Origin of the sequence: Xylanibacter muris, assembly GCF_013166605.1 — a bacterium.
In the GTDB taxonomy this organism is placed as follows: domain Bacteria; phylum Bacteroidota; class Bacteroidia; order Bacteroidales; family Bacteroidaceae; genus Prevotella; species Prevotella muris.
Window position 1 is genome coordinate 1 of record NZ_JABKKF010000017.1, and the last position, 23,234, is coordinate 23,234.

At 45.5% G+C, this 23,234-nt stretch carries 17 protein-coding genes and 1 pseudogene; 15 read left to right on the forward strand and 3 right to left on the reverse strand.

Going from position 1 to position 23,234, the window contains the following annotated elements:
• Positions 1-348: 348 nt before the first annotated feature.
• From HPS56_RS12455 to HPS56_RS12485, 7 genes and pseudogenes are all read left to right on the forward strand, one after another.
• A pseudogene (locus HPS56_RS12455) lies at positions 349-1,301 on the forward strand (NAD-dependent epimerase/dehydratase family protein).
• Between the two features lie 341 nt (positions 1,302-1,642).
• Positions 1,643-2,872: a site-specific integrase gene (locus tag HPS56_RS12460; RefSeq protein ID WP_172277235.1), complete on the forward strand. Its 1,230-nt coding sequence runs from the start codon at positions 1,643-1,645 to the stop codon at positions 2,870-2,872.
• Entirely contained in the window at positions 2,869-3,243 is a 375-nt protein-coding gene (locus tag HPS56_RS12465) for a virulence RhuM family protein (protein ID WP_172277238.1), read from the forward strand. The genes HPS56_RS12460 and HPS56_RS12465 overlap by 4 nt, the downstream gene beginning before the upstream one ends.
• A gap of 305 nt (positions 3,244-3,548) precedes the next feature.
• On the forward strand, positions 3,549-4,754 hold the full coding sequence (locus tag HPS56_RS12470) for a primase-helicase family protein (protein ID WP_172277241.1): 1,206 nt from the start codon (positions 3,549-3,551) through the stop codon (positions 4,752-4,754).
• A gap of 253 nt (positions 4,755-5,007) precedes the next feature.
• Positions 5,008-5,949, forward strand: coding sequence for a DUF8464 domain-containing protein (locus tag HPS56_RS12475; RefSeq protein ID WP_172277244.1), 942 nt, complete (start codon positions 5,008-5,010; stop codon positions 5,947-5,949).
• Positions 5,950-6,126: 177 nt separating this feature from the next.
• Positions 6,127-6,489 carry a MobC family plasmid mobilization relaxosome protein gene (locus HPS56_RS12480; protein ID WP_172277247.1) on the forward strand — a complete coding sequence of 121 codons (363 nt, stop codon included), beginning with the start codon at positions 6,127-6,129 and terminating at the stop codon, positions 6,487-6,489.
• A complete protein-coding gene (locus HPS56_RS12485) occupies positions 6,486-7,433 on the forward strand; it encodes a relaxase/mobilization nuclease domain-containing protein (RefSeq protein ID WP_172277250.1) in 948 nt (315 codons plus the stop codon). Before HPS56_RS12480 ends, HPS56_RS12485 begins: the two co-directional genes overlap by 4 nt.
• A 114-nt stretch (positions 7,434-7,547) precedes the next feature.
• Here the strand turns inward: HPS56_RS12485 and HPS56_RS12490 are convergent, their stop codons facing one another.
• Complete coding sequence (locus HPS56_RS12490) at positions 7,548-8,300, reverse strand: response regulator transcription factor (protein WP_172277253.1); 753 nt, start codon at positions 8,298-8,300, stop codon at positions 7,548-7,550.
• Between the two features lie 89 nt (positions 8,301-8,389).
• Here HPS56_RS12490 and HPS56_RS12495 point away from each other — a divergent pair, with 89 nt between their 5' ends.
• The 7 genes from HPS56_RS12495 (at position 8,390) to HPS56_RS12525 (ending at position 17,199) form a co-directional block, all read left to right on the forward strand.
• The gene (locus tag HPS56_RS12495) at positions 8,390-9,139 is read left to right on the forward strand and encodes a DUF1349 domain-containing protein (RefSeq protein WP_172277256.1); all 750 of its coding nucleotides are present in this window, start codon (positions 8,390-8,392) and stop codon (positions 9,137-9,139) included.
• Between the two features lie 27 nt (positions 9,140-9,166).
• Entirely contained in the window at positions 9,167-9,712 is a 546-nt protein-coding gene (locus tag HPS56_RS12500) for a flavodoxin family protein (RefSeq protein ID WP_172277259.1), read from the forward strand.
• A gap of 131 nt (positions 9,713-9,843) precedes the next feature.
• Positions 9,844-12,171 (forward strand): hybrid sensor histidine kinase/response regulator, encoded by a 2,328-nt coding sequence (locus tag HPS56_RS12505; protein ID WP_172277262.1) that lies wholly within the window; start codon positions 9,844-9,846, stop codon positions 12,169-12,171.
• Positions 12,168-13,484 (forward strand): sigma-54-dependent transcriptional regulator, encoded by a 1,317-nt coding sequence (locus HPS56_RS12510; RefSeq protein WP_172277265.1) that lies wholly within the window; start codon positions 12,168-12,170, stop codon positions 13,482-13,484. The genes HPS56_RS12505 and HPS56_RS12510 overlap by 4 nt, the downstream gene beginning before the upstream one ends.
• 315 nt (positions 13,485-13,799) lie before the next feature.
• A complete protein-coding gene (locus HPS56_RS12515) occupies positions 13,800-15,362 on the forward strand; it encodes a TonB-dependent receptor (protein ID WP_172277268.1) in 1,563 nt (520 codons plus the stop codon).
• Positions 15,363-15,568: 206 nt separating this feature from the next.
• Complete coding sequence (locus tag HPS56_RS12520) at positions 15,569-16,630, forward strand: outer membrane beta-barrel protein (protein ID WP_172277271.1); 1,062 nt, start codon at positions 15,569-15,571, stop codon at positions 16,628-16,630.
• Between the two features lie 23 nt (positions 16,631-16,653).
• Positions 16,654-17,199 carry a hypothetical protein gene (locus tag HPS56_RS12525; protein ID WP_172277273.1) on the forward strand — a complete coding sequence of 182 codons (546 nt, stop codon included), beginning with the start codon at positions 16,654-16,656 and terminating at the stop codon, positions 17,197-17,199.
• 68 nt (positions 17,200-17,267) lie between these two features.
• Here the strand turns inward: HPS56_RS12525 and fusA2 are convergent, their stop codons facing one another.
• Positions 17,268-19,418, reverse strand: coding sequence for an elongation factor G2 (gene fusA2 / locus HPS56_RS12530; RefSeq protein WP_172277276.1), 2,151 nt, complete (start codon positions 19,416-19,418; stop codon positions 17,268-17,270).
• A gap of 140 nt (positions 19,419-19,558) precedes the next feature.
• Here fusA2 and hemW point away from each other — a divergent pair, with 140 nt between their 5' ends.
• Complete coding sequence (gene hemW, locus HPS56_RS12535) at positions 19,559-20,707, forward strand: radical SAM family heme chaperone HemW (protein WP_172277280.1); 1,149 nt, start codon at positions 19,559-19,561, stop codon at positions 20,705-20,707.
• Between the two features lie 25 nt (positions 20,708-20,732).
• Here the strand turns inward: hemW and HPS56_RS12540 are convergent, their stop codons facing one another.
• Positions 20,733-23,150 (reverse strand): TonB-dependent receptor, encoded by a 2,418-nt coding sequence (locus HPS56_RS12540; RefSeq protein ID WP_172277283.1) that lies wholly within the window; start codon positions 23,148-23,150, stop codon positions 20,733-20,735.
• Positions 23,151-23,234: the final 84 nt, after the last annotated feature.

Here is a 23,234-nt window from a genome sequence, read left to right on the forward strand (position 1 = left end):
CTGACGCTTCCGGTGGGAATTGGACACCGACATAGTGCCGAAGAGCCTGTAGAGGAAAGTAATAATCTTTAATCAGAAAGCCATAGCATCGCCGTGGCTCAGAATGTTATACCTCTTAAGGAAATATCACCAAATATTTTACTCTGGTAATCAGCCCTTTAACTTGGAAGAGATTTTGGGAAATCTTGACTTTTTAGAGGAAAGATACTGATAAAATTTATATTTTACCATATTTTCTTTTATGAATTTTTGCCATAAGCTAAAATTCATAAAAGATTCACCCCTGATTTATAATCGGAACTCTTTGTTTTCATGTTACTTTTACATTGCATATAAAAAACAGCAAATATGAAACAACAAAACAAATCAATATTAATTGCAGGTGGGGCTGGGTTTATAGGTCGCCATCTGTGCGCAAAACTTTTGCAAGGAAATGTCCACAAAGTTATTTGTATAGATAATTTATCAACGGGGAGTATAGAAAATATCAAGGAGTTCCTGAATAATCCCCGATTTGTATTTCTCGAACATGATATCACTATTCGTTTTGATATAGAGGATGATATTTCTGAAATTTATAATTTCGCTTGTCCTGCATCTCCAATTCAATATCAAAAAGACCCTATTCATACCTTTGTCACATCTGTTATCGGTTCACTGAGACTTTTAAAGATGGCAAGAAAAAAGGCGCAAGAATTATGCTTGCATCTACAAGTGAGATATATGGGGATCCTATAGTTTCTCCCCAGAGTGAGAGCTATTTCGGAAATGTAAATACTAATGGTCCTCGTAGCTGTTATGATGAGGGTAAACGAGCTGCAGAAACTTTGTTTCATGATTACAACAAAGTATATGGAGTTGATACTCGAATAATAAGAATATTCAATACTTATGGTCCTTATATGTCTGTAGAAGATGGCAGAGTCGTTCCTAACTTTATTCAGCAAGCTTTGAAGAATATTCCGCTCACCTTAAATGGAGATGGGAAACAAACACGGTCTTTACAATATATAGATGATTTAATTTCTGGTATTAATTATGTCATGAAAGATGGAATTCCTCATACACCTATAAATTTAGGTAATCCAAATGAAATGTCAATATTAGAATTAGCAAACAGGATTATCAAACTAACAAAATCCAACTCGACAATCAGTTATCAATCTTTGCCAAAAGATGATCCCAAGCAAAGGAATCCTGATATCACATTAGCAAAACGACTGCTATGCGGTTGGCATCCATTAATAAAAATAGACGAAGGTTTGTTGAAAACAATAGAGTTCTTTAAATCATCAATCTAATACAAACACAATTTGTATAATTAATATTGCAAAAATGAAGAGAAAAATAATATCTGTATGTCTTACATGCATTGTTACGGTAAATCTCTGGAATAGTCGCAGAAAAAGGGAGAAAATGCACTGAATGGCTTAGTATAAAAGCGTTTATGAAGCCAAACAGTGCCAAACGAAAAAATGAGGTAACGCAAAGGAAAGCGGAATATTGAAAGAGAACGGTCTCCAAATCATTACCCGCCGGAAAGTGATTTTTAACACATGGCACTGAAAGTTTCTCCGTATGGCTTCGATTGGCTTACATGGTCTAACTCGTTGAGTAATAACTTTGCAAACAAAAAACGAGTATGGCAAGAAGTACATTCAAGGTGCTGTTCTACGTGAACGGCAGCAAGGAGAAAAACGGCATTGTCCCCATCATGGGACGAGTGACAATCAACGGGACTGTGGCGCAGTTCAGTTGCAAGCAGAGTGTCTCGAAGACGCTTTGGGACATCAAGGGCAACCGAGCCAAAGGCAAGAGCAAGGAGGCACGGGACATCAATTTGGCATTGGACAACATCAAGGCGCAAATCATCAAGCACTACCAGCGCATATCCGACCGTGAAGCGTTCGTAACTGCGGAAATGGTACGCAATGCCTATCAGGGTATCGGTAGCGAGTACGAGACACTGCTCAAAGCGTTCGACCGTGAAAACGAGGTGTTCAAGAAGCGTGTCGGCAAGGACAGGGTAATGGCAACCTACCACTCACGAGTGAGGGCAAGAAACCATGTGGCAGCGTTCATCAAGTCTTTCTACAGACGGACGGATATGTCCATGCTGGAGATTACGCCCGACTTCATCAAGGAGTTTGCCGCCTACCTCTCAACGGAAGCGGGACTGCACAACGGGACGATATGGGAAAAGTGCATGTGGCTGAAAGGCGTTGTCATGCGTGCGCACTTCAACGGACTGATACCGAGAAATCCGTTTGCCCAGTTCCATATCAGCCCGAATGTAAAGGAGCGTGAGTACCTGACGGAAGACGAACTGAAAGCATTGATGACGCACGAGTTCGTGGATGCCAAGCTGTCCTATATCCGTGATATTTTCGTCTTCGCCAGCTTCACCGCCCTCTCATTCGTGGACATCAAGGAACTGACCAATGACAACATCGTGGAAGTGAACGGTGAGAAGTGGATATTATCGAAACGGCACAAGACGAAAGTACCGTTCCAAGTGAAACTGCTGGATATACCCTTGCAGATAATAGAGCGTTACCGCCCTTGTCAGGAGGACAACCTCGTTTTCCCCAATCTCAACTACTGGTCTATCTGTAAACCGCTGAAAAAGGTGATGAAAGAGTGTGGGATAACAAAGGACATCTCGTTTCATTGTGCAAGACATGGCTTCGCGACGCTCGCCTTGAGTATGGGTATGCCTATTGAGAGCGTGAGCCGTGTTTTGGGACACACGAACATAGTCACGACCCAAATCTACGCCAAAATCACAACGCAGAAGTTGGACAACGACCTTACCATGCTCGGCAACAGGCTGAACCAATCGTTTATCAATGTATCAATGGCAGGACAATGAAAAGGAATATCATCAAAATCACAGAACACGGTACGATAACTATACCGAGTGAAACGGTATGGATGAGCGAAGCGGAACTTGTCAGCCTGTTCGGTGTCATTGCTCCATCCATCCGAGCAGCAATCAAAGCAGTATATAAAAGCGGAATACTGAAAGAGCATAAAGCGCAACGGCATATCCATCTATCGGACAAAATCGGTGTGGATGTTTACAGCCTTGAAATGGTTGTCGCTCTCGCTTTCCGTATCAACTCGTACGGAGCGGAACGGATACGCAATGCCATACTTGAAAGATTGTACTTGCGAAAAGAGAAAACAAGCATCTTCTTTTCGCTGGTTAAGAGCATAAAATCATCTGAATATCAAGCGTGAAGTGTATTGATATGACGACATGAAGTAATGAAACCGATGCGTATTCCCATTGCCGACAATTCATTTACACGAGTGTTTGAATAGGCGCATAGCCATTCATTCATACGAATGCGACAATCCCGAAGAAACTGCCATTAAAGTGGTATTTCTTCGGGATTTCTTGTTGTCAAGTTCTCCGATATACTGCAAGTTTTTCATTCCGTGTGTTTTTTGCGCCATTCTGCCGTGATTTGCGTATCAAGGTTTCAAGCAACCCTCTCTAATTTTGCATACGATTATTTATCAACCGTTTAAGCGTATGAACAATGAGTAAATCAGACATCAGCAAAGAGGAGTTTATCCGAGTTGGTACGACCCTCTACAAGTTAGTGAACCAGCCCCGACTGGACGGCGGCTATGTGAAGAAACGCATCGTGTGGAACAACGAAACATTACGGCAGGACTACGGCAAACACTTTCTCGCCACCATCCCCAAATATGACGGCTTCTGCACGGTTCCCGACCATGTGAACTACCGTCCGATAGTGGACAAGTTCCTGAACCTGTATGAACCGATAGACCACCGTCCGCAAGAGGGCGATTTTCCGCACATCCAATCTTTGGTACGGCATATTTTCGGGGAGCAATACGAGTTGGGAATGGACTACCTGCAACTGCTCTACCTGCGCCCTATCCAAAAGTTGCCTATCCTGCTGCTGGTATCAGAAGAACGGAATACGGGCAAAAGCACGTTCCTGAACTTTCTGAAAGCCCTCTTTCAGAACAACGTGACATTCAACACCAACGAGGATTTCCGAAGCCAGTTCAATTCCGATTGGGCAGGGAAACTCCTTATCGTGGTGGATGAAGTGCTGCTCAACCGCAGGGAGGACAGCGAGAGGTTGAAGAACCTGAGCACCACACTCTCCTACAAAGTGGAAGCCAAAGGCAAAGACCGTGACGAGATTGCGTTCTTCGCCAAATTCGTGCTGTGTTCCAACAACGAATATCTGCCTGTCATCATAGACGCAGGGGAAACACGCTATTGGGTACGGAAGATAGACCGCTTGCAGTCGGATGATACCGACTTCCTGCAAAAGCTGAAAGCGGAGATACCTGCTTTCCTCTACCACTTGCAGCACAGACGGTTATCCACCGAAAAAGAGAGCCGTATGTGGTTTGCCCCGTCACTGCTGCATACCGAAGCCTTGCAGAAGATAATCCGCAGTAACCGCAACCGATTGGAGATTGAAATGGCAGAGCTGCTTCTCGATATTATGGCAACGATGGATGTGGACAGCGTTTCATTCTGTCCGCATGATATACTCGTTCTGTTGGCAAACACGTATGTCAAGGCGGAGAAACACCAAGTGAGAAAGGTATTGCAGGAGTGTTGGAAGCTCACGCCAGCACCGAACGGGCTTACATACACCACCTACCAACTGAACTACAATCGGGAGTGTAGGTATGAGCCGATAAGGAGAGTGGGACGCTTCTACAGCATCACGAGGCAGCAGCTTGAAACGCTGTAAATCCATTGTCTTTTTGTTGAATTGTTGAATAAGGATATAATCATACTAATAATAAACGATATACACTCTCAACAAAATCTCAACAGACCAAAAGAGAAGTTGAGACGAAGAATCCGACCGATTGTCGGTTTCTCTTTTGGTGAGTAGTTTGTTGAGCGGATGTTGAGCATCTATCTGATTGAATATAATCACATTATATATACAATTCAATGAATCAACGATTTTCATTCACCATTAAAACCATAGGAAGATTATGACTACACAGGAAGCAAAGAAGATACGCATCGCAGACTATCTGCAAAGTTTAGGTTATAGCCCCGTCAAGCAGCAGGGCAAAAGCCTTTGGTACAAATCCCCGTTCAGGGAGGAAACGGAAGCATCGTTCAAGGTAAACACCGACCTTAACCAATGGTATGACTTCGGAACTGGCAAAGGCGGCAACATCATCGCATTGGCGCAGGAACTCTACCGTTCCGACAATGTGCCGTACCTGTTGGAACGGATTGAACGACAGACACCGCATATCCGACCTGTCGGTTCTTCTTTCAGAGAACGACAGACTGACAAACCGAGTTTCCAACATTTGGAAGTGGGAGAACTCACGCATCCGGCATTGCTCCGCTACTTGCAGGAACGTGGCATAAATATCGAATTGGCACAAGCAGAATGTAAGGAGCTACATTTCACTCATAACGGCAAACCTTACTTCGCCATCGGATTCTCGAATGTGGCAGGAGGATATGATGTACGCAACCAATTTTTCAAGGGCTGTATCGCACCGAAGGACATCAGCCATATCCGGCAACAGGGAGAACCGAGGGAGAAATGCCTCGTGTTCGAGGGAATGACGGACAACCTTTCATTCCTCACCTTGCGGATGAAGAACTGCCCGACCATGCCCAGCCTTGACGGGCAGGATTACGTCATTCTCAATTCGGTTTCCAATGTTTCAAAAGCCATTGACGTGCTGCATGGATACGGGTGCATCCACTGCCTGCTTGACAATGACGAGGCTGGACGAAAAACGTATTGGAAACTGGAAAAAGAGTTTGCCGGACGTATCAGGGACTTCTCCCAAAACTACAATGGATATAAGGATTTGAACGATTACCTGTGCGGCAAGCGACAGAATTTAATCGTCAATCCACCGCCACGAACCATCGTTAAACCCAAGAAAAAAGGATTGAGATTATGAGATTCCGCAAGGAAAAAACGGGAGCTGCCCGAAATTCATCCGATGGAATTGGGGAGGTAGCAAGTTTGTGTTTCGGGTGTCCCGAAACCGCTTGCCACCCGTTACGGACTTTAGTCAGTAACCCAATCCTGTTGGTCTATACAGTATAGTCAGGAACATAATTAGAAGAAATGAAATATGGAACATAAAGAAGATAAGAAACGTAACAAGGGCGGTCGCCCGAAGAAAGGGGCAACCGAGAAATTGAAATACCGTGTTGCAGTGAAGCTGGCGGCAGCCGACTACTTCCGTCTGCTGACACAGGCGCATGAAGCCGGAGTATCGCCGAGCGAGTATATGAGGGAATGTTTCCGAAACGGTCATGTGAAGGGACGGGTGTCGGAAGAACATGCCGGACACATTCGCCAACTCTGCGGCATGGCGAACAACCTCAACCAGCTTGCACATAAAGCGAATGCCGGAGGTTTTTCAGAAGTCCGGTGGGACTGCAAGGTGGCAGTGGCAAGGATTCACGAACTGATAAGCAAGACAGGGATATGATGGCGAAAATTGTAAAGGGAAGCTACTTCAAGGGTGTAGTGGACTACATCCTTGACAAGAGCAAGGGTACGCAGGTGGTGGCATACAACGGCTTGTTCATGGAAAACAAGGAAACCATCGCCATGAGTTTCAATATGCAGTCACAGATGAACAGTAAAGTATCGAAGCCTGTCGGACACATTGCATTGAGTTTTTCAAAAGGGGATGAGACACACCTGACGAACCGCGTCATGACAGACATTGCGCTTGAATATATGGAGCGGATGGGCATCCGTGATACGCAGTTCTTCATCGCTCGTCACTTCGACAAGGAGCATCCGCACGTGCATATTGCCTTCAACCGTATAGACAACAACGGCAATACTATTTCGGACAGGCACGAGCGGTTTCGTAGCACCCGTATCTGTAAGGAGCTTACCTTGAAATACGGTCTGCACATGTCGGAGGGCAAGGAAAATGTCAAGCGCAACCGCCTGAAAGAGCCGGACATGACAAAATACGAGCTTTACGACATTCTCAAAAGGGAAGTCGGCAGATGCGGTAACTGGAACGTGCTTGTCGCCAACTTGCAACGTCAGGGTGTGGAAGTCAGTTTCAAGCACAAGGGGCAGACGAATGAGGTACAGGGTGTCGTATTCACTAAAAATGGCTACCATTTCAACGGCTCAAAAGTGGATAGGCGTTTCAGCTATTCCAAGATTGACGCAGCATTGCAGCGCAACAGATACAATGAGCGTATGGGAATAACAGCCAAAGTACATGAAGTTGCCATGCCAAGCGCACCATCCGGCACGGCACTCGGCGAGTTATTCAACGGTTCGTTGGGACTACTGAACGGCAACGGCTCATCTTTCAACGCCGCTGATGCGGAAGCCAATCAGGAAATGGCGGAGATATTGCGGAGAAAAAAGAAAGCCAAACGCAGACGAGGCATGAGGCTATAAATCTTATTTGTTAATAGGCAAAGCCATATCTTGAAAATTCAGCATATTCAAATAGAGTACACAAAATTTCAATTCAATATCAAACGATACTAAAAATAATGTGAAATCCGTTGTCTATATAAGACGCATACGTAAACCTATCTCCACGGCTGCGGCAGTATTGGTAACGCGCAGCCGCGTGAGAATATCTTGGCGGTGGCGGCTGACCGTGTTGACGGATATGGAGAGTTTGTCCGCAATCTGTTTGCTGCCTTCGCCTTTTGCCAACAGGGAAAGAATTTCTATTTGACGGCGGCTGAGCAATCGGCTGTCAAACTGTTCCAAGCAAACGGTTTCACCGGTACGTGTGTTGATAATACAGCCTTCCATGACTTCATTAGTTTGCGGAAAAGGTGCATAAGTACAAAGTCCTAACCATATACTGCCATTGGCATGGCAAAGCAAATATCGGGTAGTGTGGAGTACGGATAGGGGCGGCATTCCTTGCCTTTGAAAATGAATGATGCAAGTGGCATTGAAATCGGGCTTTTGGGTTGCCGGGACAGATTCCAAGAAACGGAAAAAACGGAGTTCGAGAATATGGCGTTCCACCAATTCCTCATCGGGGATATTGTCGAACACTTCATGCTCGAAGACGGAATTCTTGTTCTCGGCATATTCCGGCAATCCTAATGTCTGCCCGAACAGACCGGAATAAATATGGTTCACATTGTTTTGGAAATCAGAGAGGACCGCAATGCCATTGGTCGCTTGAGCGTACGCATGGGCATAGCCTTTGGCTGTTTCCAACCATTCATCCATGTCGCTTTCCGCGTTGAAATTCTGCCCTGTCAGCAGGGATTGTAATCTGTGTTCCTGTTCGTGCATCCGGAAAATTGGTTATTATTCACCATTGCGGCATTGCCCTATTTTGCCTAATTTTGCGGCAAAAATACTAATAATAAACAACTTAGGCAATGAAAAAGACAATTATTTATCAGGCAATCCTTGCCGGATGCCTCACGTTGGCCGCATGCCAACCAAAAAATGAGACCACACAGAATGAAGCCGGACAAACCGGAAGCACCGATGTGGCAAGCAGAATTGCAGACTGCAAAGTCACTTTAGGCGATGTCACTTTTACCCATGCCATCAATGGCGCAGATACGTGTGTAAGCTTGCTGGCAGACGGAGCATTGGAATTCCGTTGTGCCGAAGGACTTGATTTCTTCTGCGACCCGAACGAAGGGAAGCTGTCCAACAACACGCTGCCCGTATTGCTGATTCCTACGGACAATACCAAACCGTTCACGCTGACAGCCAAGGTAACTCCTGAATTCACCGCAGAGGGACTTTACAATGCAGCCGACCTGTTTGTGTATGTCAATGATACGCTTTGGCAGAAACTTGCCTTCGAGCAGGACGAATATGGCAACCACCGCATCGTATCGGTACGGACACAAGGCACATCGGACGACAACAACCATGACAAGATAGATGCCCCGTCGGTCTATATGAAAATATCTTCCGACACCCGGACTATCGCCAGCTACTATTCATTAGACAAAAAAGAGTGGCACATGGTACGTCTGTACCGTAATTACTATCCCGACCGGATTTATCTCGGTATCAGCAGCCAATGCCCGCAACGCGGCGGATGCACAAGCCGTATCGAGGAAGTCACGCTAAGCCATGACAACGTGGGCGATTTCCGTATGGGAGAATAAAAGATTTGAATAGAGAGATTAAGGAAAATGGGCAAACGCATATTGATTTTGACCGGCAGTCCGCGAAAAGGCGGTAACAGTGACCTGATGGCAGACGCTTTTGCAAAGGGAGCGTCAGAGGCAGGCAACAGTGTCGTGCGGTTTGATACTGCACATAAACATATTCAAGGTTGCAGGGCTTGCGACAACTGTTTCAGCAAGGGGAAAGCCTGTGTTTTCAATGATGATTTCAACAAACTAGCATCATTGATGGCGGAAAGTGACGCCATCGTATTCTGTACCCCTCTTTACTGGTACTCGTTTCCCACCCAAATGAAAGCTGCCATAGACAAGTTTTATTCTTTCATAATAGGCAAAAAGGACTTGCCTGTCAAGGAGTGCATGCTTCTTTCATGCGGAGAGTTGGAAGACCCTTATGTATTTGACGGTATGGTACGCTCTTTTGAACTCATTGCACAAGACAGGGGATGGAAAAACAGAGGCCACTATCTCGTCAACAGTGTCAGTGAGAAAGGTGCAATTTTAAATACCAACCACCTGCAAAAAGTTTATGATATGGGAAAAGGATTTTGAAATGTTTATTGAGAACACTATAAAAACATTTTGATGTAGTAATCACATTGGATAAAGCCACAAAGACTATGCAGCCCGTAAGCCGATAAAGACCTACGGGCTGTATTATAATCAATCAACAGCAGCTACCCATGAAACGACATACCGCAGACACAAAACATTTCCGCACGATGATTGCCGCAGGCTACTTGTTGGTATGCCTGTTGGCAGGAGGCATCATGTACCTGTGGCTTCAAGAATGGCAGGAACTTGAGGCATTGGATACGGAGAACAAGCAGATAAATGCTTTCCGTCAGGAGATACATCATGCCTATGCCAAGACGATAGAACTTTCCCTTTTGGGTGAAACGATATTGGAATGGGAAGACGATGATGTGCAGACCTATCATCGTAAGCGTTTGGAGGTGGACAGTATGTTGTGCCGTTTCAAGCAATCTTACCCTACAGAGCGCATTGACAGCGTGCGCCACCTATTGGAAAGCAAGGAACAGCATTTGCGGCAGATAATGCAAGTCCTTGACGAGCAAGAGGCCATCAATGAACGGATAGCCGAACGTGTACCCGTCATTGCATGGAAAAGTACACAGGAAGAGCCGAAGAAAGCGAAGCGCAAAGGCTTGTTCAGGCTGTTCGGTAAGAAAGAAAAGCCGGAACCCACAGCCACTACAACCATGCTCTACACACTGAACCGTGACGTGATAGCACGACAAAAGACGCAAAGCCGCCAATTGTCCGAATACGCCGACAGCCTCGCCGCAAGGAACACGGAACTGAACCGCCAACTGCAAACGCTCATCCACCAAATGGACAAAAAGGTACAGACAGATTTACAACGGAGGGAAGCGGAAATAACCGCCATGCGTGAACGGTCATTTATGCAGATAGGAGGTTTGACAGGTTTTGCCGTTCTCCTTTTGTTGTTTTCATATATCATCATTCACAGATATGCCAAACAAATAGGCAAATACAAGAAAGATACCTCTTCTCTGATTGGACAACTCCGTGAATCCAACAGGAAAAACGAGGAATTGATAATATCCCGAAGAAAGGCTATGCACACAATCACCCATGAACTGCGTACACCGCTGACCGCCATACACGGTTATACGGAACTGATACGCAGCAACGGCACGGCGGAAAACAAACGCCATGCGGAAAGCGTGCTGCAAGCCTCAAAACGGATGATTACAATACTTAATTCTCTGTTGAGTTTCTTTCGGTTGGAAAGCGGAAAAGAGAAGATGAATATCACCCCTTTCAGATTGCAAAGTATAACTGATGCACTGGAGGCGGAATTTCGACCTATGGCGGAAGTCAAGGATTTGAAACTCACCGTGGAAAATGATGCGGACGTTATCCTCATGGGTGACAGGGAGCGCATCATGCAGATAGGCGACAACCTCTTATCCAATGCCATCAAGTACACACAAGCCGGAAGCGTTTCTTTCCGTTCAAACTACGATGGGGAAACGCTTGCCCTTATCGTTGAGGACACGGGCAGCGGCATGAACAATGAAGAACGGCAACGGGTGTTCAGGGAGTTTGAACGGCTCTCGAACGCCGCCACGCAAGACGGCTTCGGACTGGGATTGTCCATTGTCAAACGCATCGTGGATATGATGCACGGCAAAATCCGACTGGAAAGTGAAAAAGGCAGGGGTAGCCGTTTCACAGTGGAAATACCCATGAATACGGCGGATGGCGTTTCCGATAAAGAAAAAGACTGGCAGGAAAGCCATTTTGAACGGTCATTCTCTGTCATGGTACTGGACGACAATGACATTCTTCTTTCGATGGTAAGGGATATGTACGCCTACTGTGGCATCCGTTGCGATGCGTGCGACAACACGGGCGACCTGATGGAGGCGATACGCACACGAAATTATGATTTGCTGATTACCGACTTGAAAATGCCCGAAACGAACGGTTACGAGGTATTGGAACTGTTGCGTTCATCCGACATCGGCAACTCCAAGACCATTCCCGTAATCGTGGCGACCGCATCCGGCAGTTGTACCGAAGAGGAATTGTTGGCACACGGTTTTACTGCCTGCCTATTCAAGCCTTTCGACATGGCGGAACTGATGGCAGTATCGGAGAAATGTGTCAAACAGAATTGTGTTACGGACAACTTGCCCGACTTCTCCTCCCTGCTCGCCTACGGCAACAAGGTGGCGATGCTGGAACGCCTGATAACCGAAACGGGAAAGGATATGCAGGTTATAAAGGAAGCCGCAAACAGAAACGACCGCAATGCGTTGGACGGACAGGTACACCGTCTGCGCAGTTCGTGGGCGGTAATCCGTGCGGACAGACCATTATGGAAACTGCATGAATTGCTCCACCGTGATGAGGAATGCTCTAATGACGAGATAAAGCGTGCCGTAGACTCTGTATTGAAAATGGGTGACATGATTATGGAACTGGCGAGAAAGGAAAAGAAGGAGGAAGTCAGATGAAAGTATATGTGATTGAAGACAACCCCGTATATAACGATTACGTCTGCAACCTGCTCAAAAAGGGAGGGTTCGATACCGTGCAGGCTTACCGCATTTCAACCGCCAAGAAACTGTTGGCAAAAGCCGATGAAGATGACATCGTACTTGCCGACCTACGCCTGCCCGATGGCGAGAGTATCGACCTGTTGCGGTGGATGCTTACTAATGGCAAACGGCAACCGTTTATCGTCATGACCGATTACGCCGAGGTACATACGGCAGTGGAGAGCATGAAACTCGGTTCTTCCGACTATATACCCAAACGGCTGGTAGAGGACAAGCTCGTTCCGCTTGTTCGTTCACTGCACAAGGTGCAAGAAAGGAAAAAGCATACTCAAATACCTATCTTCACACGTCAGGGCGAGGCATACCAAGAAATCAAGAGGCGTGTCCGCCTTGTCGCTCCCACACGGTTAAGTGTATTGATACTGGGTGAGAACGGTACGGGCAAGGAGCATATCGCACAGCATATCCACGCCCAAAGCAAGCTGTCGGACAAGCCGTTTGTCCCCGTGGATTGCGGCTCATTGTCCCCGACATTGGCGCAATCAGCCTTCTTCGGGCATAGGAAAGGGGCTTTCACGGGAGCAGACAGCGACAAGGCTGGCTACTTTGAGGAAGCTGACGGAGGTACACTCTTTTTTGACGAGGCGGGCAACCTCTCGTTGGAAACACAGCAGATGTTAATCCGTGCTATACAGGAACGCCGTTACCGTCCCATCGGTGCAAAGGAGGACAAGACCGCCAATGTGCGGATAGTGGCGGCGACCAACGAGGACTTACAGAAAGCCGTCAATGAAAAGCGTTTCCGTGAGGATTTGTTCTACCGCCTGAAAGAGTATGTGATAACCGTACCGCCATTGCGTGATTGCCAAGAAGACATACTTCCGTTGGCGGATTTCTTCCGTGAAACGGCAAACAAGGAGTTGGAACGTAATATCAAAGGTTTCAATGCCTCCGCCTGTAACGCCCTGCTCACCTATCCGTGGCCGGGCAACGTGCGTGAATTGAAACAGAAGATACAGATAGCTGTCCTCCATGCCGTACACGACATGATAACCGAGGCGGATTTGGAACTGGATGCAGAAGAAAGTCCCGTTTCGTTCTCCTTTGCGCTCAAAGACACCGGGGTGGAGAAAGAACGCATCCTGCGAGCCTTGAAGCAGGCGAACGGGAACCGCAAGGTTGCCGCCGAATTGCTCGGAATAGGACGTACAACACTCTATAATAAACTGGATGAATATGGATTGAAGTATAAATTTGAGCAATCATAGCCTACAATTCGCTGAAAATGGAGGTAACGATTAAACCGGATATATTCAGTGAAGATAAAAACGTCCTGTGATAAAAAATCATGGGACATTTTGATGTGTTTCTGATTTTTATTGCTACTTTTGCATCAAGACGAGTGACATTGATAGCAACTCACAGCAAAGCGCAGAAACAGACACGGTTGCCAACTCGTTACCTCAATTTTATTCTTCCTTTCAAATCTCTTATAAATAAAGAGGTTATAAAAGTCTTCCAGAATTACGGTAAATCTTTTTGCACAAAGTGATAGGGTTACTATTATATCACATGTAGTGAATGTGTTTACAAAAAGACCTATTGTCGATGCAAAAGTAGAACTGCTAACTAAGGACAGTACCGTGATAGGAACGGTGGAGAAAACATTTAATGTAAATCAACGCGAAGGAGGCTTCGTGTTCGAGCTGGACTCGCTGGGTCAATATATCCTGTGTTGTACTCATCCGGAATATGAAGATGCTTACAGCAACTTCGAGGTGAAGCGGTTTTACAAGCATCAGAAGTACATGATTCTGTCAGCCACAGCTATGCAGAGAAAGCAGCCCAAACAGCAAAGTGATGATTTGGCATACGAGCATACACTAAATGAAGTTGTAGTAAAAGCAACTAAAGTGAAATTTTTCCTGAAGAATGACACTATAGTATATAATGCAGACGCCTTCAATATCCCCGAAGGAAGTATGCTTGAAGATTTAATCCGCCAGTTGCCAGGAGTCAACATGGACGAAAACGGACAGATTTCGGTCAACGGACGTAAGGTGGACGAATTGCTGTTGAATGGCAAGGACTTCTTCAACAAAGATCGCAAACTGATTCTTGACAATCTTCCTTATTTCATGGTAGATAAAGTGAAGGTATACGAGAAGCCGACAGATTTGCAACGGATGTTGGGCGACACGCTAACCAACAAGAATTACGCGATGGACATCGGCCTGAAACGTAAATACCAGGATGGGTATATAGCCAATGTCGAGGCTGGCCATGGCTCTGAGAGCCGTTATTTAGGTCGTTTGTTTGCCATGCGTTATACTCCCAATTCGCGCCTGTCGGTATTCGCCAACACGAACAACCTGAGTGATAACCGTAAGCCAGGAAACAACGGTAATTGGTCGCCTTTGATGCAGCCTCGCAGCTTATCTACGAGGCAGTCGGCAGGAATGGACTACAATATAGAAGATGCCGCAGGACGATATGTCGCCAGTGGTGACGTTACATTCAATCATCAGAAGAACGAACAGGAAACCACAACTACAACCGAGAACTTTCTTACAGGAGGTAATACTTACAGCAAAGGATTCCGTATGGGAAAAAGCTACAGCACAAACCTGGCGACCAGCCACAGGTTTGAATGGAAAAAGAATTGGGGCTATAGGACATCTTTTGCGCCGACTTTCAATTATCATAAATATAATAATGCATATAATAATGCTACAGCTTTGTTGAGTGAAGACATGTTCGGTGCTTATGGTAAGGCGTGGATGGATAGCATAGCCTCGCCAGCCCTGGGCGCAATGCTCCGTAAATATTCTATTAACAGGGTTTTGAACAATACCAAAGGTGAGGGACGCAATTGGAATGCAGGTTTAAAGATGGATCAGGTCGTGTCGTTCAAGCACATGGATAACAACTACCTTTATTTATGGGCAAATGTAGCTTTTGACGATGCAAGAAACAAAGCGTTTGACCATTATACGTTGCAGACTTTGAGTACAGAAACAACAGACTACCGCAACAGGTATAATCAAAACGAAAACCACGGTCATGAAGTCACAATAAAGGTAGAAGACTATATACGTTTGCAGGAAAAGACCGGAAAGAACAATATCAGGTTAGTGCCCTTATAAACCCTTACACAGAATTCACGCACTACAAACCGCTCACTTTACTTACTCCACACAATACTAGGCTGGGGATATGAGTCGGGTAGCGAATTAGGTGCCTTGCCCTCTGTAGAGGATTTGGAAAATGCTTTGGACAGGGACAATTCCACACATTATCAGCTTACGAACTACATTCAAGAGCCACAGTTAAGATTAAATATGCCAGTCGGGTGAATGATAGTACGGAAATAGGGCTCAACATCCAACTGCCAGTTAGGATTGAGCATAATAGGATGCACTACACCCAGATTGCCACAGATACAACTTTCTGCAGAAACACAACAATGTTCACACCGCGCATTACCTTTCAGAAAGCCAGTGTCAACAGGTCTACACATTACGAGTTCAATATGGAATATTCACTCAATATGTCTGCTCCGGCAATGCTGCATCTTGTCAGACGTACAGATAATAGTAATCCGTTGCACATCGTACAGAGCGGAAAGCCGCTTAAGAACGAACTGAAGCACGACCTGCTCGTAAATTACCGTAGTAATCTGCAAAAACAATGTATGTATAACCTGAATGCAGGGGTTACGGTAAAGCAGAATACGTTGACCATGGAGAGCATTTATGACCGCACAACAGGTGTAAGAACGGTAAGTCCGGGAACAATAAACGGGAACTGGGATGCCGGTATCGGTGGCTCTTTTTCCATGCCATTAGACAAGGCTAAGAAAATAACATTGGAAAACAACAACTCAATGGGGTATGACAATAGTGTTGACCGAATAGGAACTGAGAAGACCAATGGAACGGTTCGCAGTGTGGTAAAAACCGCATACTACAATGGCACATTGAAATTAAACTATAGGCCAACTGACAAATTCACGATTAATGCTGTCGGCAATATACATTTGCGTAACTCATATAGTGATATAGAGGATTTTACAACAATTAAAGCCCGGGATTTTGATTATGGTTTGGCATTTAGTGCACAATTGCCTTACAAGTTCCAGATAAGCACAGATATTACCATGTACAGCCGCCGTGGTTACAACGACTCAAACATGAACACAGATGATTTTGTATGGAACGCGCGTCTGACACGCACATTCATAAAAGGCTCGTTGGTATGTATGCTTGACGGCTTTGACATCCTTGGCCAGCTATCCAACATCCGCCGCACTCTGAATGCGCAAGCGAGAGTGGAAACATGGTACAACGTAACACCACGCTATATCATGCTGCATGTAGCTTACCGTTTTAACAAGCAACCGAAGAAAAACTGATTATAATATTAGAATATACAAACATGAAAGAAAGTAATTACAATTATTATGTGCCATATGAGCATAAGGTTATCTTCTTTAACAGTATAAGAAAAAGTCTGTTTGTCGTGTCTGAACAAAATGCAGAAAAATTCAAAACGATTATCAGTGAGCCAAGTCTATTTGTTGAGAAATATCCTACTTTTATTACAAAAATGAAAGAGTATGGGTTTGTTTGTGACAAGGATACAGATGAATACAAAATGGTTATGGAACAATATCGTATCATGCTGTGGCCACATTACTACAGATTAATGATTTTACCTACATTCAGATGTAATCTATCATGTTGGTATTGTGTTCAAGAACATACTAAAGTTGATTTAACACCAGAACAAGTAGAACGTATAAAAGCCGAAGGCTTCGACAGATTGCTGGTAGGTGTATATCTTGTGAAGGCGGTATCGGCAGAAGGTGCTATTGCAAAGAAACTGATGAAAGAGTATGAGTATGGTTTTAAAATTACTACTGCTTTAGTTTTTGCTACCGGCAGTAAAAAGAAAATTATTTTTTTTCATAGTGTAAAATGAAGAAAGCCTTTACGGAAATTGTTTCCTAAAGGCTTTCTTTTTACGGTTAATGTTTTTAATATAAAGATTTAATCTTCTTCGGCCTCATGTTCTTTCACAAGCTGTTGCTGTATGTCGTTCGGCACAAGCTCATAGCTTGCGAACTTAGTTGTGAATGATGCGCGTCCTCCGGTGATGGAGCTTAAGGTTATGCTGTAGTTGGAAAGTTCCTTCAATGGAATCTTAGCCTGTAGTTTCTGATAGCCGGCCTCGCTGTCCATACCCATAATCATTGCGCGGCGTCCCTGAAGGTCGCTCATCACATCGCCCATCAGGCTGTCCGGAACAAACACCTCGAGGTCGTAAATAGGTTCGAGAATCTTTGGACCGGCCTCTTTAAAGGCTGCGGCGAATGCGTTACGTGCCGCAAGCATGAATGAAAGTTCGTTTGAGTCAACCGGATGCATCTTTCCATCGTAGACGATAACACGTACATCGCGTGCATAGCTTCCTGTGAGCGGACCACGCTCCATGCGCTCCATTATGCCCTTTAGTATTGCCGGCATGAAACGTGCGTCTATGGCTCCTCCTACAACAGAGTTGATGAATACAAGCTTGCCTCCCCATTCAAGATTTATCTCTTCCTTGCCCTTCATGGTTACACGGTATTCCTGCCCTCCGAACTTGAACATTGTCGGATCCGGCATTCCCTCTGCGTATGGTTCAACAATGAGATGAACTTCACCGAACTGGCCGGCGCCACCGCTTTGCTTCTTGTGACGGTAATCAGCACGTGCGGCTTTTGTCAAAGTCTCACGGTATGGAATCTTTGGTTCTCCGTATGTGATTTGTATCTTCTCATTGTTTTCCAAACGCCATTTCAGGGTGCGAAGGTGGAACTCTCCTTGTCCGTGTACGATAGTCTGTCTCAGTTCCTTACTCTGCTCGACAACCCATGTCGGATCTTCCTGGCGCATCTTTGTCAGTGCGGCCATAAGTTTTTCCGTTTCCTGTTCGTTCACAGCTTTGACAGAGCGTGAGTATTTGGAGTTAGGATATTTAATGAAGTCGAATCTGTATTCGCAGTCCTTGCCGTTGAGGGTATTTCCTGTTTTCACGTCTTTGAGTTTAACGGTACATCCGATGTCGCCTGCATGCAGCTCGTCTACCGGTATACGGTTTGCACCGGCACATGCGAATAGCTGTGACATACGCTCTTTTGAGCCACGGTCTGCATTTGAGAGGTCTGTTCCGGCCTTTATTGTACCGCTCATCACCTTGAAGTATGATACTTCACCGATGTGCGGCTCCATACCGGTCTTGAAGAAGTATAATGATGTGGGACCGTTTGAGTCTGCAGATATTTCTTCACCGCGTGTGTCGTGTATTTTGGGCATTTCGCTTACGAAAGGCACGACATTGCCAAGGAATTCCATAAGGCGGCGCACACCCATGTCCTTGCCGGCGCATACGCAGAAAACAGGGAATATAGAGCGTGTCACGAGTCCTTTGCGTATGCCTTCGCGCATCTCGTCTTCTGTAAGCGCCTCTTCCTCAAAGAATTTCTCCATCAGGCTCTCATCGTTCTCGGCGGCGGCTTCAACCAATGCCTTGTGTAGCTCGAGCGCCTTATCCATTTCTTCTGCAGGGATATCTTCGATGATTGGGGCTCCGCCTTCCGGCTTCCATGAATATTTCTTCATCAGAAGAACGTCGATGAGGGAATTGAATCCGGCACCTGTTGATATCGGATATTGTATCTGTACGCATTTCGGACCGTATATTTCCTTCATTGAAGATATGATGGAATCGAAATCGCATTTGTCGCTGTCAAGCTGATTGATGAGGAAGATAACGGGTTTTTTTAGTTTCTCCGTATATCTGAAGTTGTTTTGTGTTCCGACTTCAGGTCCGTATTGTCCGTTGATGAGTATGACGGCCTGGTCGGTAACGTTGAGTGCCGTTATGGCTCCGCCTACGAAGTCGTCAGAACCGGGACAGTCTATAATGTTTAGTTTTTTATTGTTCCATTCGGTATGGAAAACAGTGGAGAATACGGAATAGCCGTATTCCTGTTCGACAGGGAAATAGTCGCTTACTGTGTTTTTCGCTTCTATCGTTCCACGGCGTTTTATTATGCCTGCTTCATATAACATTGACTCGGCAAGGGTTGTCTTGCCGCTACCCGCACTGCCAAGCAATGCAATGTTCTTGATTTCGTTTGTCTGATATACTTTCATATCGTTAATAGGTTTTTGTTAATACTTAGGTTGTGTAACGGCCATAAAGTTATATATTTTTGTTGATACGGAAACGATTTTATCCTTTAAAATACATAATTGTTAAACAATATTAGTATTTTTGCATTAAAATTCAAACAATGGCAGGATTATATATACATATACCGTTTTGTAAAAGCCGCTGTATATATTGCGGTTTTTATTCGACCGTTCAAAGAGATTTATGCAGCGATTATGTGGACGCCCTGTGTTGTGAGCTGGAACTGCGCAGAGGGTATTTTGAAGAGGGAGCGGTTGTATACGGCAGCTTTGATTATGAGCCGTGGCGTACTGTATATATAGGTGGCGGTACGCCAAGCCTGCTTGACGGGAATATGCTTTCACGGCTTTTCGGCTCGATAGATTGCAGTAAGGCCGTAGAGGTAACGATGGAATGCAATCCGGATGACGTAACTCAGGAATATGCCGATATGATAAGCTGTTTGCCGGTGAACAGGGTCAGTATGGGAGCACAGACTTTTTCCGACAGTCGTCTCAGGTTTCTCGGGAGGAGGCATTCTGCTGGCGATGTGGCATTGGCCGTGGAGCGTCTGCGTAAGGCCGGTATAGGAAATATCAGTATAGACTTGATGTACGGTTTTCCTGATGAGACTCTTGATGAGTGGCAGTGTGATATCGATATGGCTCTCAGTCTTGACGTTGAGCATATTTCGGCCTATAGCCTTATGATGGAAGAAGACACGCCTCTTTACGACATGTTGATGCAGGGTAAGGTGAGTGAGGCTGATGATGAGCTGAGCCTGAAGATGTATGAAACTCTTATGGACAGACTGTATGATGCGGGATATGAGCATTATGAGATAAGTAATTTTGCCCGTAAGGGCTACCGTTCACAGCATAACAGCAGTTATTGGAATGCAACTCCGTATATGGGTATCGGTGCGTCGGCCCATTCTTATAACGGTATAAGCCGTCAATGGAATGTTGATGACGTTGAGGCATATATAAGAAGTATAAGTGAAGGTCTTGTTCCCATGGAGATTGAGAATCTTTCCAAGGAGAGCCGCTATAATGATTTTGTGATGTTGTCGTTGCGTACTCCTGAAGGTATTGACATTGAAAGGATGAGAAAGGAGTTTGGAGAAGAATGGGTCAAGTATTGTATGGATAATGCACGCGGATTCATCAGAGTAAGCGGATATCTGCGTGTTGACGGCAACAGGCTCGTGCTTACCCGGAAAGGACTGTTTGTGAGCGATATGGTTATGAGCATGCTGATGAAAATATGATGCAGCTCATAACCATGTCTGTTTTTTATAGTTTTATGCTTATGTCAGTTCCAATCTGAAGAGGATTGCCCTGTTGGGCAAAGGAGCGGGACGTGCCGTCGGCGGAATTGTTGATGAGGAATGTGTTATAGCGTGTGTCAGTGATGTTACGTCCCCATATATTGGCTTTCAGTTTGCCGAAATCCAGAATCACGTGTACACCGGCTATGGCATAGAAGTTTTGGCTGAAATTGTTTTCTGTGTCCCAGTATGTCCTGCCGTTTCCGTTGACGTCTGCACCGGCGGTCACTGATTTAATAAGTTTGCTGCCTTCGATATTTAAGCAGTAGTCTGCGTTGAGGCTGAATGTATGTTGCGGAATGAACGGGACCCGTTTGCCTTTATAGTTGTTCTCACCGTCTGTATATTTGCGGAAAGTAGAGTTTGTGCAACTGTATGTGGCTCCGTATTTTATATGTCCGTCGGCGGCACTTCCGCGCAATGACATTTCCATTCCGTAGCTTCGGCTTCGTCCGGCATTGATCATCATTCTTCCATAGCCGTATTTCCCGGCCATTACCGAAAGTTGCTGATTGCGTATCTGTGTATGGAATATTGCAATGTCGGCATGGAGTTTGTTACCGAGAATGTTCAGGTGCGTACCTATTTCATGGTTCCAGCTTTCTTCCGGCTTATATGTTATGGTATTGTTTATGTTGGAATAGTCTTCCGGGGTATGTTCCACGTTCATGTCGCCTCCCGCCATCTGCATGAGGCCGGCCCCGAGGCTGCCTTGTTCGGTTCTGAATATATCGGAAAACATCTGCAGGTTGTATCCTCCTGCCCGGAATCCCTTGCTTATGGTCACGTATACATTGCTTCCGGAATTGTCCGTGCTGTAAAGTAAAGAGAATTTAGGCAGAAGCTGGCTGTAATTCTTTTCCGCGGAGCCGTTGAGTGATGATGTGTATCTGCGGTTCAAAGGCACGGTGTTTCCACCGGGCATGGTCATTTTCATGTTAAGAAGAAACTGCGAGCGAGTGTCGTAGCTGATGCTTATGCGCTGGAAGTCGTATCTTATGCCGAGTGTAGCCTTAAGGCGTCTGTTGAGATTGAGGTTTGACTCATGATAAATTCCGATATTGAGTTGTGGCGTGTGGAATACTCCGGGTACGTTGTTGTCGGTGATGGTCATTCCGGCGAGCATGTCCTTCACGTTTTGAGGTATGCCGGGATTGTTTGTGAGTCCCCCGAGCATGCTGCGTTTTATCATAGCGTTCATGTCGTCGCCGAAATACACCGGACCGTCGGTGCGCAGCCATTGATGGCTGAGGAATATGCCGGATACAGGCATCCATTTATTCTCTCCGTTGCCGCGTATTGTGAATTCCTGCGTGACGGCACTTGATTTCTGCATCTGTATAAGTCGCATATAGTCTGCCGGCATATAATCCTGGTCCATCTGCATCATGTCGTTGAGATACTGGTAGCTGGTGGTTGAGCTGGCAATGAATCTTGGGGCACGGTATGACAGGTGTAGTCCGGATGTCACCAACTGTCTTTTATATCCGCTCATTATTGTGGTTGACGGGTTGGAGAAATGTCCGGTGGCATTATTGTATTCTCCGTAGGCAAAGGCATTCTGGTTTGTATACTGATATTCTGTCATGATATCCATAGACAGACGGTTGCCGTTGTTTATCATGAATCTCATACGTCCTCCGGCCTCATTGCTCAGGTCTGCATTTCCTCCTGTGTTGATATTGTTGAAAAATCCTTTTTGTCCGGTATAGAAAGCTGCGGCCGAAAAAGCAAAGTTGTCTGATGGACGGTGGTATTGTGCTATTTCCGCATTGCTGTATAGTCCGGTCCCGATGCCGCAGGAAACGTATGTCCCCTGATGCTTCATGGGGTCTTTTGAGAACATTCGTATGAGTCCGCCTTCGCTGTTGATGCCGTAGAGGGTTCCTTGTGGGCCGCGCAACAGATCGACACGGTCAAGCTGATAGAAGTGCCGGTTGTATGACCCTTTGTTTATAAGGGGGATATTGTCGAAATAAACTCCTGCGGCAGGCTCTCCGGATCGCGAGCCGATGCCTCTTACATATATTGACGATGTGAGCCGTGAGCCGTATGCGGGTACGATGAATGACGGAGTGAGGGACGACAGGCGGCTGATGTCTTTCAGCTGGAGGCTTTGCAGTTCGTTGTCTGTAAAGACATTGCTGCTCAGTGCCTGACGTCGGAGTCGTACGTGCTCCTTTGGTTGTGATACTACCGTCACCTCGTCGAGGTCTATCACTCTTGATGTGTCTATGCGTGAGTTTATTTCCTTTCTTGTCAGTGTCGTTGAGGTGTTGGTTATGGATAATGACTCACTTGCAACAGCAATACCGGCAACTTTAGGTAGAAGGAGAATTCCTGATATGAAAAGTTTCTTTTTTAAGTGGCGTTTTGTTTTCATGATGCAAAGGTATTGCAATAATTCTGAACATGCAATCCTTATTTATATGGATTTTTCCTCATGAAAGCGTATTGTATCTGTTTA